13 protein-coding genes are annotated in these 14,387 nt (G+C 52.8%); 10 read left to right on the forward strand and 3 right to left on the reverse strand.

Annotated elements, in window-relative coordinates; translation table 11 throughout:
* Positions 1-284: 284 nt before the first annotated feature.
* The 6 genes from BIS10_RS12265 (at position 285) to BIS10_RS12290 (ending at position 7,382) form a co-directional block, all read left to right on the forward strand.
* Positions 285-1,382, forward strand: a complete 1,098-nt coding sequence (locus tag BIS10_RS12265) for a CZB domain-containing protein (RefSeq protein ID WP_253505632.1) — start codon at positions 285-287, stop codon at positions 1,380-1,382.
* Positions 1,383-1,469: 87 nt separating this feature from the next.
* The gene (locus BIS10_RS12270) at positions 1,470-2,489 is read left to right on the forward strand and encodes a patatin-like phospholipase family protein (RefSeq protein WP_044628984.1); all 1,020 of its coding nucleotides are present in this window, start codon (positions 1,470-1,472) and stop codon (positions 2,487-2,489) included.
* 316 nt (positions 2,490-2,805) lie between these two features.
* The gene (locus tag BIS10_RS12275) at positions 2,806-4,158 is read left to right on the forward strand and encodes a NarK family nitrate/nitrite MFS transporter (protein ID WP_253505635.1); all 1,353 of its coding nucleotides are present in this window, start codon (positions 2,806-2,808) and stop codon (positions 4,156-4,158) included.
* Positions 4,159-4,237: 79 nt separating this feature from the next.
* Positions 4,238-5,503, forward strand: a complete 1,266-nt coding sequence (locus tag BIS10_RS12280) for a nitrate regulatory protein (RefSeq protein WP_253505637.1) — start codon at positions 4,238-4,240, stop codon at positions 5,501-5,503.
* Positions 5,504-5,592: 89 nt separating this feature from the next.
* Positions 5,593-6,279, forward strand: coding sequence for an SDR family oxidoreductase (locus BIS10_RS12285; RefSeq protein WP_062361441.1), 687 nt, complete (start codon positions 5,593-5,595; stop codon positions 6,277-6,279).
* Positions 6,280-6,389: 110 nt separating this feature from the next.
* The gene (locus BIS10_RS12290; RefSeq protein ID WP_062374754.1) at positions 6,390-7,382 is read left to right on the forward strand and encodes an LLM class flavin-dependent oxidoreductase; all 993 of its coding nucleotides are present in this window, start codon (positions 6,390-6,392) and stop codon (positions 7,380-7,382) included.
* Positions 7,383-7,392: 10 nt separating this feature from the next.
* On the opposite strand, the gene BIS10_RS12295 is transcribed toward BIS10_RS12290, so the two are convergent.
* The gene (locus BIS10_RS12295; protein WP_172416726.1) at positions 7,393-8,025 is read right to left on the reverse strand and encodes a LysE family translocator; all 633 of its coding nucleotides are present in this window, start codon (positions 8,023-8,025) and stop codon (positions 7,393-7,395) included.
* Positions 8,026-8,140: 115 nt separating this feature from the next.
* Between BIS10_RS12295 and BIS10_RS12300 the strand changes: the two genes are divergently transcribed.
* From BIS10_RS12300 to BIS10_RS12310, 3 genes are all read left to right on the forward strand, one after another.
* Positions 8,141-8,644, forward strand: a complete 504-nt coding sequence (locus BIS10_RS12300; RefSeq protein ID WP_253505639.1) for a GNAT family N-acetyltransferase — start codon at positions 8,141-8,143, stop codon at positions 8,642-8,644.
* A 170-nt stretch (positions 8,645-8,814) separates the two neighbouring features.
* On the forward strand, positions 8,815-10,491 hold the full coding sequence (locus tag BIS10_RS12305) for a methyl-accepting chemotaxis protein (RefSeq protein WP_253505641.1): 1,677 nt from the start codon (positions 8,815-8,817) through the stop codon (positions 10,489-10,491).
* A gap of 143 nt (positions 10,492-10,634) precedes the next feature.
* Positions 10,635-12,290 (forward strand): diguanylate cyclase domain-containing protein, encoded by a 1,656-nt coding sequence (locus BIS10_RS12310; RefSeq protein ID WP_253505644.1) that lies wholly within the window; start codon positions 10,635-10,637, stop codon positions 12,288-12,290.
* Here BIS10_RS12310 and BIS10_RS12315 read toward each other — a convergent pair.
* Both BIS10_RS12315 and BIS10_RS12320 read right to left on the reverse strand, forming a co-directional pair.
* A complete protein-coding gene (locus BIS10_RS12315) occupies positions 12,268-12,834 on the reverse strand; it encodes a DUF1415 domain-containing protein (RefSeq protein ID WP_253505646.1) in 567 nt (188 codons plus the stop codon). The genes BIS10_RS12310 and BIS10_RS12315 overlap by 23 nt on opposite strands.
* A gap of 91 nt (positions 12,835-12,925) precedes the next feature.
* The gene (locus tag BIS10_RS12320; RefSeq protein WP_058575931.1) at positions 12,926-13,594 is read right to left on the reverse strand and encodes a GntR family transcriptional regulator; all 669 of its coding nucleotides are present in this window, start codon (positions 13,592-13,594) and stop codon (positions 12,926-12,928) included.
* Between the two features lie 189 nt (positions 13,595-13,783).
* Here BIS10_RS12320 and BIS10_RS12325 point away from each other — a divergent pair, with 189 nt between their 5' ends.
* Complete coding sequence (locus BIS10_RS12325) at positions 13,784-14,341, forward strand: chromate transporter (protein ID WP_044628976.1); 558 nt, start codon at positions 13,784-13,786, stop codon at positions 14,339-14,341.
* The last annotated feature ends 46 nt before the right edge of the window (positions 14,342-14,387 follow it).

A 14,387-nucleotide genomic window follows, 5' to 3' on the forward strand; every position in this document is an offset into this window, starting at 1 on the left:
GGCTTGCGAAAGCCAACTTGCACGGGGCGAATGATCAAAAAGTGCTCGCTGGCGGTGATAGGGAAAGTGTCGGCGCCGGCTTCACGGATTCAGGTATAAGATACTACCCACACTCATTAACAATTAAGAAAAGCAGTCGTGAAGCATGAAAATACTCCCTCTTTTTATATGCAAGAGGTTGATTTTGATCGTGAATCGATACTCTTTCCAGGCAGACATGGAAACCCTCTGCAATACTCTGTGACAAAAGATCACACAACGCTCCACTACTGCAGGTATTGGTCATGTTTGCCTTTATGCACCCCTTTCAAACGATCCGCCGTTTAGAGCATGAAGTTACCGAGCTGCGTACTCAGCTTGCGACTGAAAAAAGCGTTCATGGTTGCCGTGCTATTAGCCTGATGACACCGGTTGAATCGATCAGCATGCTCCAGTCCAAAGGAGCAGATATGCTGACTTCATTAAGCACGGGGGCCGAACACCATGCCGAGCAGTTAGCGAGTGAACGAGCCACTTTGTCGGACTTATTTGCGCGGCTTCATCATGCTGAACAAACGGCTCAGACGATCAAACACCAGTGTCAACGCTTCCAACAGGCAGATGTTCACTATGCAGCCCCACTCGCTAGCGAACAGGCGCTGCACGAGCTACGCAAAATCGGTGTAGAGCTATCCCGTAACGCCGGGCATACCCGTGCACTTGCCATGACCACGGCGCTAGAGGAGGCTCATATACACCAGGAGCCCTCTGGCTTACCTGCTATCGTCAGCGATATCCAGCACCTTGCCGACCATACGCAGCATCTAGGCCACCAATTGGATCACTGGATTGAGCAGGTTGCCATATTGCTAAAAGAAGATGCTCGCGTGCAGGCCCATCAGCGGGAAACATCTACGGCGCTGGCCAATGCAGCCCAAGCGGCAGAGCAGGTGATAGAGCAACTCATGGATCAAGCACGTCATATGTATAAAGTGATTCACCACAGCACCACGACGGCCTGTTTGCACGCTGCCAAGCTAGAGCACGCCGTTTGGAAAAGTCAGATCTACCACCAGCTACTTTCCGCCTATTTCGAGGATCACATGGTGGATCATCAGCACTGTACGCTAGGCCGCTGGTACTTTACGGGCGAGGGGCAGCGCTATAAACATACCGAGGCGTATCGCTCGCTGGCGGCTCCTCACCGCCGCTTCCATGAAAGCGGCTTGGACGCTTTGCGCTATGCACGACAAGGGGATCATACGGGTCAACTGGCCTCCCTAGCACTGATGGAGGAAGCAAGCGTAGCACTTGCTAAGCAACTTGATCAGCTTATGGAGCAGGCTGTTTATGAGATACCGATGTCAGCAAGTCATCCTTCACCGCTTGCTGATGCGCCTTAAATTGCTCCCCATATAACACTCCTTCCGTAATGCGTTATTTATGCCATGCTGAGCATGGCACTCATAACGCAGACGGTAAGGATGACGATGGCAGCTGCAAAGAAGCTAGATCTCGCGCTACAAGGCGGTGGAGCCCATGGTGCTTATACCTGGGGAGTTATTGATCGACTTCTGGAAGATGACCGTATTGAGATTGAGGGCATTAGTGGCACCAGCGCAGGCGCTATGAATGGCGTAGTCATGGCAGATGCCCTTACCCGTGGTGGTAAACAGGCCGCCCGGCAATCTCTCAGGGATTTTTGGAAGGCGGTAAGCCGCGCGGGCATGGCAAGTCCTATCCGCCGCTCGCCGATGGATGTATTAACCGGCAATTGGAGTTTGGAGCACTCCCCCGGCTATATCGCCATGGACTTGATGACTCGCCTGGTGTCGCCCTACCAACTCAACCCGCTCAATTTGAATCCATTGCGCGATATTGTGGCGGCCCACATCGACTTTGAGCGGGTACGCCAGTGCGACCAGCTAAAGCTCTTTGTGGCAGCTACTAACGTGCGCACCGGCAAACAGCGTGTGTTTCGTCGAGAAGAGATGAGCGTCGATGCGGTCATGGCATCGGCTTGTCTGCCCTTTATGTTCCAGGCTGTGGAAATCGACGGCGAAGCATATTGGGACGGCGGCTACATGGGCAACCCAGCCCTCTTCCCCTTAATGGAAGAGTGCAGCGCAAGGGATATTCTGTTGGTACAGATCAACCCGATTCGCCGTGATGAACTACCCACCTCCGCTTCGGCCATTATGAACCGCCTTAACGAAATCACCTTTAATGCCGCGCTGATTAAAGAAGTGCGCATGATCGCGCTGTTGAAACGTACCCTTGAAGAGCAGGGTATTGAAAACTGCTACCAGCAGTCGCTTTTTCACCGCATTAGTGGCGATCAGGCACTCGATAGCTTATCGGTTTCAAGCAAACTCAACTCTGAATGGCCATTTTTATGCCACCTGTTTGACCAAGGGAGAGAAGCCGCCGACAACTGGATCACGGCTAACTTTGATGCCATCGGCCAACGCTCAACCCTGGATATTGATGCAGTATATCTGCACGAATAACTCCCTTCAGCCATCCAGCACTGCCCCAACTTGGCGCACTCTGCTCATGAGGAGTGCGCTCACTTGATGAATCTAGTGATTTTATTTCCCTTAGCACTGCTTTGAAAAAACATTAAGCAACTGATTTAAATATTTAAAAAGACAGATGGCGGAGTATTTGCTTATTGCTATGCAGTAGTAGTAGGCGTGGACCAGGCCCGCAAGGGTACGAGTGCGTCGAACCTGACCTTCAACGGCGAAGGCATGTTCTCGTAACCACGCAACGCCTGATGCGTTGTGTCTCGGCAAACTCGTTCTATGCTCTGTGAGGCCATCCATGGACATTCGCAATAAAGCCAACCGCATTCGACTGTTGAACTTCTCAACACCGCAAATGCGCGCGTTTCACCTCTCCTGGTTCGCATTTCATATCTGCTTTTTCGGCTGGTTCGGCATTGCGCCGCTGATGGCGGTGGTTCGCGAGGATCTATCGCTCACCCAAACCCAAATCGGCAATACCATTATTGCCTCGGTGGCGATCACCGTGGTGGTGCGCCTGTTGATTGGCGTGCTGTGTGATCGTATTGGACCACGTAAAACCTACACAGGCCTACTGATGCTCGGCTCCATTCCGGTTATGGGCATTGGTCTGGCTAACAGTTTTGAAACGTTTTTGCTGGCCCGCCTAGCGATTGGCGCTATCGGCGCTTCGTTTGTGATTACCCAGTACCACACCACCATGATGTTTGCGCCCAATGTGGTTGGCACAGCTAATGCCACGAGCGCAGGTTGGGGCAACCTAGGCGGCGGCACCACACAAATTGTTATGCCGTTGATTTTTGCGGGCATGCTGATGCTAGGCGTTAATGAAGCGCTCGGCTGGCGTCTGGCCATGGTCGTGCCTGGCGTAGTGCTATTTTTTACCGGTATCGCTTACTGGCTGTTCACTCAAGATGCCCCAGACGGCAACTTCAGCGAGCTGCGCGCCCGCGGTGAACTACCGCCAGCCACCGGAGAGCATGGCGCAGCCCAGAGCTTTTTAGCGGCGGCAAAGGATATCCGCGTTTGGGCGCTGTTTGTGGTGTACGGACTCTGTTTTGGGGTCGAGCTGACCATCAACAATATCGCGGCAATCTACTTCTTCGATAAATTCGATCTTACCCTGGCAACCGCCGGCTTAATCGCAGGCCTGTTCGGCTTAATGAACATTTTTGCTCGTACCCTTGGCGGCGTTTTTTCCGACCTATTCGCTAAACAGGGTGGGCTAAAAGGACGCGTCCGCTGGCTCTTTATCGCACTAGTATGCGAAGGCATCGCTCTCGTCGCCTTCTCGCAAATGCATGTACTCAGCTTGGCGATTGGCATCATGCTGGTATTTAGCCTGTTCGTGCAGATGGCGGAAGGCGCCACCTTTGGTGTGGTGCCCTTTATCAATAAAAAAGCCTTGGGCGCAGTGGCCGGTATTGTCGGTGCAGGCGGTAACGTGGGCGCTGTATCGGCAGCGTTTCTATTCCGTAGCGAAAGCCTCAGCTACCAGCAAGGCCTCTTTTACCTCGGCTTAACCGTATTGGTACTTGCCTCCTGCGTACTGGTCGTTCGCTTTAGTGATGCCACCGAAGCAGAAGAAGCCAGCGCCTATCGTGATGCGCTAGGCAAAGACACAGGAGCAGGCGCGCTGTCATTGCGTTAATATTAATTAACACCGCCCCTGCATGCGCATCGCTGTGGGGGCTTTTTACCTTTAGGCGGCGAGTAATAAGGAAATCAACATGTCTTCTGCCCAACAGCTACTCTTAACCGCCCTGCGCTGCGACATTGATAACCTTCACCACTTAGCAACCACAGCAGATATCGTCAGCGATATCAGCCAGTTTATTCATGTGCTTCAACGCGAGCGAGGAGCCTCGACGATTTACTTAGCCTCAAAAGGCAAGCGTTTTAAAACTCGACGAGCCACTTACCTGCAGCATAGTCAAGCGGCGGAAGCCTCGATGCGTCAGCGTCTCGAAGCGCTTAGCCAGGAGTCACGGCCACAGGCGACAGCGCGCTTATTACGCCGCATTGCTGCCGTCTGGCTGTCACTGGATGAACTAGATGTATTACGGCATGCAATTGAGACCTTCAACATATCGCCAGATGCAGCAACTCAAGCGTTTAACCATCTCATTAGCAGTCTCTTAGCGATTGTTTTTGAAGCGGCCGACACAGCGGTCGACCCAGACATTACCCGTGCCCTGGTCGCTATTTTTCATCTTATGCAGGGTAAAGAGCTGGCGGGGCAAGAGCGCGCCTGCGGCGCCTTTGGTTTTACTCTCGGTCATTTCGACAATGCCCACCGTACGCTGCTGAACCAGTTGGTTGACGCTCAACAGCGCTGCTTTGACACCTTTGTAGAATTTGCCACCCCAGAGGCTCTGGGGACTTGGCAACAATCCCTCTCTCCTAGAACACTGGCGGGCATTTGTCAGTTGCGAGATATTGCTTGCCAGCGTTCTCACCACCAAACGGCATCAGGCAATACGGGCAATACGTTAGGTGAAACCTGGTACGAGCTCACCACCCTGCGTATTGATACGATTAAAACGGTTGAAGACACCCTGAATACCCAATTAACGGCCCTTTGCCATCATAAAATTGTCCAGGCCCAAGCAGAGCTAGAACAGACGAAGGCGAAGCCTGACAGACCGCTGCCTGCGCCCTGTGAACAGTTACTAGCCCTTCACTCTACTCAGCCGCTTGGAGACCTAACCGCCAACGCCCTCAACTCTCCGCTTAGCCGCTCACTACTGGAGCTCACTCATGCTCAATCCAGCCGCTTACAGGGGCTAAGCGACGAGCTGGAGAATACCCGCAAGGCTCTCCGTGAACGCAAGCTAATCGAGCGGGCAAAAGGATTAATCATGGCGCACCAGTCCATGAGTGAAGAGGAGGCCTACCGCTTTCTGCGAAAAACCTCAATGGACCAAAGCAAAAGCATGGCGGATATGGCACAGTCGATTCTTGACCTCTCTGCCATGCTGCAACGTAAAGAGTAAAAACAGCAGCGCTGAGCCCGATTTGCAACCTGATTAGGTTTTAGCCATGCTGAAAGCTCACCCAGTTTAATGAGCAAGGAGAGCAAGCGATGCATGACCGCGTACTGTTAATTACCGGCGCTTCCAGCGGCATTGGTGCGGCCACCGCTCGTGCAGCGGCTCGTGAAGGCTACCAGTTGGTACTTGCCGCTCGTTCAGCCGATAAGCTGACATCGCTTGCTCAAGAGCTTGGTCCAGAGAACGTACTCACCTGCGAAGTTGATGTCACCGACTTAAGCCAGCAGCAAGCTATGGTGGAACAGGCGATTGAAACCTTTGGCCACATTGATGCAGTATTCGCCAATGCAGGTCGCGGTGGCTCACCGGGTGGGTTTAGCAGCGCCGATCATGTTGCTTGGCGGGAGATGATTCTCACCAATGTCTACGGCGTTGGCCTTACGCTGCAAGCCTGCTTGCCAGAGCTAAAACGCCGCCAGGGTCATATTCTTTTAACCGGCTCTGCCGCAGGCCGCACCACCATCCCAGGCTCCATGTATAGCGCCACTAAGTGGGCAGTAACGGGTATTGGTTATAATCTGCGCGAGGAGTTACGCGGCACCGGCATGCGGGTGACGCTGATTGAGCCTGGCATGGTCGATACTCCCTTCTTTGATGAACCACCCGAGTACGCGCTAGCAGACCGCGATATCGCCAATGCGGTGATCTATGCTCTGTCGCAACCACCCCATGTTGACGTTAATGAAATCCTAGTGCGACCCACACCGCCCCGAGAGTAACTCTGCTCGCTTGACGCCTTGTTTTTGCTCGTTGCTGCCCGCATAAACATAGTATTATGAAGCGTGCTAACAACTTGGCCCGCCGACCATGCATGTTTATTAGGTGACTTATGAGCCAACTTGCCTCAACCGTACTCTCTGTTCTTGACCTAGCGCCCATCCGCCAAGGCGGCAGCGCTGCTGAAACGTTTCGTGATAGCGTCTCTCTAGCCCAGCATACGGAGTCTTTGGGCTATCAGCGCTACTGGTTAGCCGAACACCACAACATTGCAGGGATTGCCAGTGCGGCCACCGCCGTACTGATTGGCCATGTGGCGGGGCAAACATCTACCATTCGCGTGGGTAGCGGGGGTATTATGCTGCCTAACCACCCACCGTTAGTGATTGCCGAGCAGTTTGGCACGCTGGAAACCCTCTACCCAGGGCGAATTGACCTTGGCCTGGGCCGCGCGCCTGGCTCAGATGGTGCCACCATGCGGGCTATGCGCCGCCACGCCCATGCAGGAGTTGATGATTTTCCAGAGCTACTTGAAGAGCTGCGCCGTTATTTAGACGATGCGGACCCTCGCCAAACCGTTAAAGCCGTTCCAGGCCAAGGCACCCATGTCCCCATCTGGCTACTGGGCTCCAGCGGTTACAGCGCACAGCTCGCGGCAAAGCTCGGCCTACCCTTCGCCTTTGCTGCGCAGTTTGCGCCGGGCTATCTCTTTGAAGCATTGCGCCTATACCGGGATAATTTCCGGCCATCTGAGCATTTAGAGGCACCTTATGCGATGGTGGGCCTGCCTGTCATGGCGGCGGAAAGTGACGAGATGGCGCACTACTTGGCCACCACTGCTCAGCAAAAATTCTTAAACTTGATTCGTGGTAAACCGACCCAGTCACTGCCCCCCGTCGACACGTTAGACTGGTCCCCCATGGAACGCGCTCAAGTAGAGCAGTTTTTGGGGGCGGCTATTATTGGCGGCCCGGAAACAGTAAAAGCGCAATTAGAAGAGTTTCAAGCACGTACCGGCGCTAACGAACTTATGATTAATAGCGACTTTTATAGCCACGCTGATCGGCTGCGTAGCTATGAGATTGTTGCCCAAGCCGCACGTTAAGCCGCTCTACTCACCCTTTCGCAACGAGAAAAGCACCTGCCGCTACCATCAGCGAGCCTGCGGTACGGTTGGTGCCTTTCTGAGCGCGCGCCGATTGAAAAAAGCGCCGCGCAGAGGAAGCAAACGATGCTACCAGCATTAAGCCCATCATCAACCCAACCAGCGTTAAGCCCACCACCAGAAACATATCGCTCCGGTTTAGCACGGTGAGATCGATAAAGGTGGGTAAAAACGCAATATAGAACAGAATGACCTTCGGATTAGAGGCCGAAATCAGAAAGCCTTGTAGAAAGCTCTTAAAGATATCCCGCCGCCAAGCGCCGCTACTAAGCGGAATAGTATCTAGTGCGTGAGGCGTCACGTCCGCGGTCCACATCTTCCAGCCCAGGTAAAACAGGTATGCGGCCCCCGCATAGCGAAGCAGCGTAAAAGCTTCCCCCCAGTTTTCGGCCAGCGCTGCTAGGCCATAGAACGCCAGCAATAAATAGATCACATCGCTCACCGTCATACCCAGCGCCAGCGGGATACACGGACGCGTACCCGCCGACATCCCCTTAGCTAGTAACGCAAAAATTCCTGGGCCAGGCGTCACGGCAAACACAAAGATAGCTAAAAAGTAGGTCAGTGCGCTCTCGATGGTCATTGCCAAGCCCTCTCGTTGTAATTTATGGCCCACTCGGTGGGGAACGATGCAACTGCGCTGAGCCGCATCAGAATATGCTAACGTAGCTTATGCCTTAATGAACGAGAAAAGACCCATGCAAACCCTTCAATTTTCACCAATGACTGCGGATGAGTTCGCCCTATTTTGGCCCACGTTCCAGGCCATTGTAGCTGCCGAAGAAACCTACGCGATAGATCCTAACATCACTTATGACGACGCTTTTTCACTGTGGTGCAAAACACCACTGCTCAGTATTGCAGTGAAAGACGAACAGGGGCAGTTGCTAGGTAGTTACTACTTAAAAGCGAATGCCGCTGGCCCTGGTAGCCACGTGTGTAACTGCGGCTATATGGTAACGCCGCACGCGCGAGGTAAAGGGGTTGCGCGAGCCATGTGCGAACACTCACAGCAAGCTGCGCGCCAACATGGTTTTATAGCCATGCAGTTCAACGCCGTAGTGGCCAGCAACCAAGTCGCCGTGGCCTTATGGCAACGTCTGGGGTTTAGCATCGTCGGCACCGTTCCCCATGCCTATCAGCACGCCTCACTTGGTTACGTTGATACGCACGTCATGCATAAATCGTTAACCGAACACTAAACAGCGTTATTCTTTTCATCGACAGGCCTCTGGCCTGCTGAACATTCAACGCTGCAAAAAATGGCTTCGTATCTCTCAACTTATCTCCCTTTATGTCGATAATATACAGGCAAGGCTCTCCTCCTTGCCTGTCAAACTCCTTACTTTCCTTGCCTATGAGAGCAATCAACATGAGAAACCTATCTGTCAAACATACATTGGCAGTGGTACAAGGCCTGATGCTAGCTGCACTACTGGCCATTGCAGCGACAGGTATTATGACAAAACTCGATGTTATGGAAAGTTTACGTAGAGTTGATGAAATTGCGGCACAGCAAGTCTCCGCCATTAACAGAGCTGAAGTTAATTTAATGGAACTAAGAGTACGGCTAGGACGCTTTAACGAATATAGCGAAGATGGTAATACTGTCGCCGCTCAAAAATCATTAGATCTCGCCCGGACGGCCCTAGAGCGTGCTGAATCTCGCTTTGCACAGTTCACAGCCGTCGAGGTACCTAGCACAGCTTTACGAGCTCCCATCATTCAAACGCTTCAGACGAACTTTGAACTGTTGGTGACCAATGATCTGCGCAGCGACTTAGCAACAGAAAATTTAGCCATATTAATGAGTCATCGTGATCGAATTAATGACAACTTTGGCCCCTTCACTGACGCGGTGCGTAATTTCAACCAACGTGCGCAAACCCTAGCGACGGAGGAAATTACCGCAGCAGAACGTTTGCATACCATTACAATGTTTATTAGTGGTGTACTGATTTTCCTCGCTCTGGCACTGTTTATTGGCGTACGTATTGGCATCAACCGCATTATTGTTCTCCCACTACAGCGCGCCGTTCAGCTATGTGAGAACATTGCCAAGGGAGACTTGACTAGCAAAATAGAGTCTCGTGGAAACAACGAAATTGGGCGCCTTTACAGTGCAATGCACGATATGCAGAACAAACTACAAGCAATGGTAGGTACGCTCTCCCAAAGCAGCATTACCGTGGCCGCTAGCTCACGGCAAATTGCCGGCGGCAGCCAGGATCTTGCATCACGTACTGAGCAGCAGGCAGCTGCGCTTCAACAAACCGCTGCCAGCATGGATGAAATCTCATCCATCGTTCGCCAAAATGCGGATACCGCCTCCCAGGCAGAGCGCTTGACTCAAGATGCTTCCAAAAAAGCCGCTCACGGTAAGCAAGAGTCTGAACAAACTAGCGTGCTGATGCGTGAACTAGAAACCAGCTCGCAGAAGGTGAATGAAATCATTCAAGTGATTGATTCCATCGCTTTCCAAACCAATATTCTTGCCTTGAACGCTTCGGTGGAAGCAGCACGGGCGGGGGAGCATGGCCGTGGTTTTGCGGTGGTCGCGAGTGAAGTACGCTCACTGGCCACTAAAACCTCGAACTCCTCTAAAGAAATCCGCACCATGATTGAGGACATCGCGAGCCGCATTGCTCAAGGGGCCGATCAAGCGCTGAAAAATGGCGAAAGCATGGACGACATTAACCAAGCCATTATTCGCGTGAACGATATGATGCAGGAACTAGCACTTGCAGCGAAGGAGCAAGAGTCAGGCATTAGCCAAATCAGCACCGCGATTGCTGAAATGGATTCTGCCACTCAGGAGAATGTCTCCTTAGTGGAGGAGACCAGTACGGCGTCGGCTTCCCTACAAGATGAAGCTTCACGCTTGGCAGAACTGGTCGCGGCGTTCCGGCTAAACGCATCCAGCCGTCAAGCAACGCTTGCTCAACCCTCGGCCACTGCGCCTGCCCAACGTTTACGTGCCCCATCGCAAAACGTGAGCGCCACACAGCGCCAGCGCCCAACCGCTGAACCAGAGTGGGAAGAGTTTTAAATAAAACCTAACAGACTAGCGCGGGCCATCAGCCGTTTTTGGCCCGCACAGTCAAATCTGCAACGTTGACCCTCCCTATTAGTTCGATAACAAAAATTAAGATAAGGTAACCAATCATAACGACAACTCGCTTGGCCCCCTCAATGCCTAACCACTGCTCGCTCCTACGGCGCATCTCCCTACGCGCAAGAATTATTGGCCTTACGACCTCGTTGGTAGTCGCTCTTACCTTACTGCTTAGCTGGGTAGCCTCCCGAGAGGCTGCCATTCAGCTTGAAGCCAATATTGGTCACGACAGTGCTGATACCGCCTACCAAATGGTGGATAAACTCAACCGCAGTATGGATGCGCGGATTAAAGAAGTGCGGCTACTTCTAGGCATTAAAGAGTTTTCTGACTCTTCCGGTCGATTTTGGATACGTGAGCAATTAGAACACCTGCAGCGTAACTATGACGTACTCTCATGGATCGGCGTGACAGATGCCGTTGGTACCGTTATCGCTTCAACTGGTGGCATTCTGGAAGGCAGTTCGATTGCCCAGCGGCCTGTGTTTATGGAGGGCCAGCATGCACTGTGGGTGGGGGATGTGCACAATGCCGTGATGCTGGCGCAGCTACTGCCTAACCCCACGGGGGAACCTATCCAATTTGTAGATATTGCCGCGCCTCTCCACAACCAGCGCGGTGAGTTTACTGGCGTTCTGGGGGTTCATCTAAGCTGGGAGTGGGCGACTCAAGTGAAAGACTCTATGTTTTCACCACAACTGCGCGACCAACAAACGGACCTACTCTTGCTCTCATCGGAAGGCACTGTGATTTTGGGTCCTGACGAGATGATAGGGCAACCTCTGGCGTTTATTCACTCTTCTTCGAACAGCACCACCCCTGAATGGTCTGTCGAAACTTGGCCGGATGGGCAGCGCTACGTCACAGGCGTCGCTCGTAGCCAAGGGTTTGGAGACTTTCCAGGACTGGGCTGGGTGGCCGTGAGCAGGCAGCCCGTGGCCACCGCCTTTGCCCCTGTTGATAGGCTTTACGAGCTCATTTTAGGTACTGGTCTGCTGGTGGCGTTGCTATTTTCCATTATCGGATGGATTGTTGCCTCTCGCTTAGTCGAACCCCTGTCCCGCCTTGCCAGAGCCGCCGATAACATCCAAACCGTCAAAAGCCGCCTTGAGTTTACCCAGGAAAACGGTTCTCCCGAACTTAAACGGCTCTCTACCTCTATGCGCGATATGGTGGAGCGTCTAATTGACCAGCGCCAAACCATTAGCCGCCTAGAGGACTTGGCCAATACCGACCCATTAACAGGCCTGCCCAACCGGGCTTTCTTAAATCAATATCTTCAACACACCCTGCCAGAAACAGAACGTCAGCAGCAAAGTATTATTGTGCTGCTCTTTGATCTGGATGGTTTCAAACGTGTAAATGATGAGTTAGGGCATCATGCAGGGGATTTACTGCTTATCGAAATTTCGCAGCGGATAAAAGCAACGCTACGCAGTGGAGATGTGGTGGCGCGACTAGGGGGCGATGAGTTTGTGATGGTGTTAAAGAGCCCTTCATCCACCAGCGCTGCATTAACTCATGAAGTTAGCCAGCGCTTACTCACTCGCATCGCTACCCCAGTGAATCTACCGGATGCTCAAAACGCCCATGTAGGCTGTAGCCTAGGAGCCTCTATTTGGCCCCAACATAGCAATGACATTCAGCAAGTTTTTCAACTGGCGGATACTGCTCTATACGCAGCTAAGGGCAAAGGCAAACACCGCTTGGTTATTTATGGAGAGTCGGGTTAAGACACTGCTGTAGCTGTGCTTCAGCGGCTTCACTACCTAACTCGGTGAGATAGGCGATATTGCGCTCGGGGATAGCCGCGGTATCGCCATAAAAAGCGATGGCCTTCTCAACGTTGGCTTCGCGCAGCAAATGCACCATGGCATAGGGCGAGCGGTTTGAGTAATTCGCTGCGTCGTCTGGCTCTGCATCGGCAAAACAGTAGTCAGGGTGAAACGTCGCTAGCTGGTAAATACCTTCGTAGCCCAACTCAACGAGCAGTTGCTCGGCAAGCTCTACATAATCCAAGTAGTGGTCGAAGCTTTTAAAAAGTGTCGGAAACACCAGCAGGGTAGTTTCTGCTTCAGGGTGCTCGTTGAGCCACTCCAGCTCCGCCACTAACTCCTCAAGGGCCACATCCACTTTTTTCGAGCGCACGACTTCAACACGAATCGTATTGCTCTCCAGCTCACGTTTAGCAAAGGGGCAAATGTTGTGTCCAACAATAAAATGGCTCACCCATGCCAGCGTTTGGTCCACTACCTGCTGATCTGCTGCTTGCGTCATACCCGTTCCACCTGCACCTTACGGCTCTTTAAATGGCGTGGCATCTGCCACGTATTGGACGCCAGTGTACAGATAAGCCCTCGGAAATACGCTAGGCATGCTGTTGATAACGCGCCAAGGCCACTTCATAAGATTTGTGAATATGGTCGTCCATTAGCGCTCTTGCGGCTGTCGCGTCGCGCTGAAGCGCTAGTTCTACCAGCTCATGGTGCTGTTCATCCAGTTCCTGTCGGATAGTCGGCATTTTCGGCCCTAAACGGCGGTAGCGGTCGAACTGGTCGTGCAATTGTTCAATAAAGCGCAAGAGCCATACTGAACCACAGGGTGCCACCAGGGTACGGTGAAAATGCGTATGCAGGCGTTCCCACTCTTCGCCTTTATCCAGCGTAATATCGGCACGCTTTAAACGATGCGCTGCCGCCAAAAGGTCTGCCTCCCACACCGCATCGCCATGGGCTATCGCTCGCTCAAGCGCCATACCTTCAAGTTCGGTGCGAAGGCGGGCGATGTCATCTAACTCTTCCCGCGAAAGCTTAGGGACTCGAAACCCCCGCTGATTCTCCTGCACCAGCAGGCCATACGCCGCTAGCTTATTGAGTGCCTCACGTAGTGGGCTCAAGCCAACTTGATACTGCTCCTTGAGCGCATTAATCGCGAGTTTTTCGCCCGCCTTGAAGCGACCGCCTACCAAATCTCGGCGCAGCACGTCATAAATGGGGCTGGATGCGCTAACAGCGGGGAGCTGCATGTGCTTGTTCATTCCGGAGTCCTTTTGCGTCACATGGCAAAGCTTCAGTTTACGGAGATTCCATCGCTAGGTGTTGACGCCTCTTATCTGGCTCACCTATATTCTATTTTAGACAAAATAATCGATTTTTTAACCTACAAACGATAAATAGGGAAATCTTATGCTGTTGACCGTGCTGCCTTCCCTGCAGGCGATGAGCGCATGAAGCAAACCGCACTCTTTTGGGCATTTTTTCGCGTCGGCATTTTCGGCTTTGGCGGCGGCCCTGCCATGATACCGCTGGTCCGTGCGGAAGTCGTGACACGCCACCAGTGGCTAACGGATGAAGAGTTTGCCGACGTGCTCGCCATCGGCAATACCCTACCCGGCCCCATCGCCACCAAAATGCCCGGCTATATTGGCTACCGGGTAGCGGGCATCAGCGGCTGCGCGGCGGCCGTCATTGCCGTTATCCTACCGATGATCGTGGCCATGATTGTGATGTTAGGCATTTTTAGCCGCTACCGCGACGTTGGCTGGATTCGCGGTATGGGACAAGCGGTCATTCCGGTAGTCATGGTCATGATGGCTCAGCTCACCTGGGACTTCTTCGATAAATCCAAAGCCGCCCTTGGCTGGCTAATCAGCATCGCTATGGCGGTCATCGCAGGCGCGGTGATTTATTGGCTAGGCGTACATCCCGGCTGGGTGATTGGGGCCATTCTGCTGGCGGCCCTCCTACGCCCATCCCGTAAAAAACGCGCGGAGGGTGCCGCATGATTTATTGGGATCTCTTTTTAGCGTTTTTTATTCCTAACATTATTGG

Source organism: Halomonas sp. 707B3, from assembly GCF_024158645.1.
GTDB classification, from domain to species: Bacteria; Pseudomonadota; Gammaproteobacteria; order Pseudomonadales; family Halomonadaceae; genus Vreelandella; species Vreelandella lionensis.

Bases quoted from the DNA above. Each gene is read 5' to 3' on its own strand.
- BIS10_RS12295 (WP_172416726.1), bottom strand. From the start codon at position 8,025: ATGACCATCGAGAGCGCACTGACCTACTTTTTAGCTATCTTTGTGTTT.
- BIS10_RS12320 (WP_058575931.1), bottom strand. From the start codon at position 13,594: ATGAACAAGCACATGCAGCTCCCCGCTGTTAGCGCATCCAGCCCCATT.
- BIS10_RS12285 (WP_062361441.1), top strand. From the start codon at position 5,593: ATGCATGACCGCGTACTGTTAATTACCGGCGCTTCCAGCGGCATTGGT.
- BIS10_RS12325 (WP_044628976.1), top strand. From the start codon at position 13,784: ATGAAGCAAACCGCACTCTTTTGGGCATTTTTTCGCGTCGGCATTTTC.
- BIS10_RS12310 (WP_253505644.1), top strand. From the start codon at position 10,635: ATGCCTAACCACTGCTCGCTCCTACGGCGCATCTCCCTACGCGCAAGA.
- BIS10_RS12270 (WP_044628984.1), top strand. From the start codon at position 1,470: ATGGCAGCTGCAAAGAAGCTAGATCTCGCGCTACAAGGCGGTGGAGCC.
- BIS10_RS12265 (WP_253505632.1), top strand. From the start codon at position 285: ATGTTTGCCTTTATGCACCCCTTTCAAACGATCCGCCGTTTAGAGCAT.
- BIS10_RS12280 (WP_253505637.1), top strand. From the start codon at position 4,238: ATGTCTTCTGCCCAACAGCTACTCTTAACCGCCCTGCGCTGCGACATT.
- BIS10_RS12300 (WP_253505639.1), top strand. From the start codon at position 8,141: ATGCAAACCCTTCAATTTTCACCAATGACTGCGGATGAGTTCGCCCTA.
- BIS10_RS12305 (WP_253505641.1), top strand. From the start codon at position 8,815: ATGAGAAACCTATCTGTCAAACATACATTGGCAGTGGTACAAGGCCTG.
- BIS10_RS12315 (WP_253505646.1), bottom strand. From the start codon at position 12,834: ATGACGCAAGCAGCAGATCAGCAGGTAGTGGACCAAACGCTGGCATGG.
- BIS10_RS12290 (WP_062374754.1), top strand. From the start codon at position 6,390: ATGAGCCAACTTGCCTCAACCGTACTCTCTGTTCTTGACCTAGCGCCC.
- BIS10_RS12275 (WP_253505635.1), top strand. From the start codon at position 2,806: ATGGACATTCGCAATAAAGCCAACCGCATTCGACTGTTGAACTTCTCA.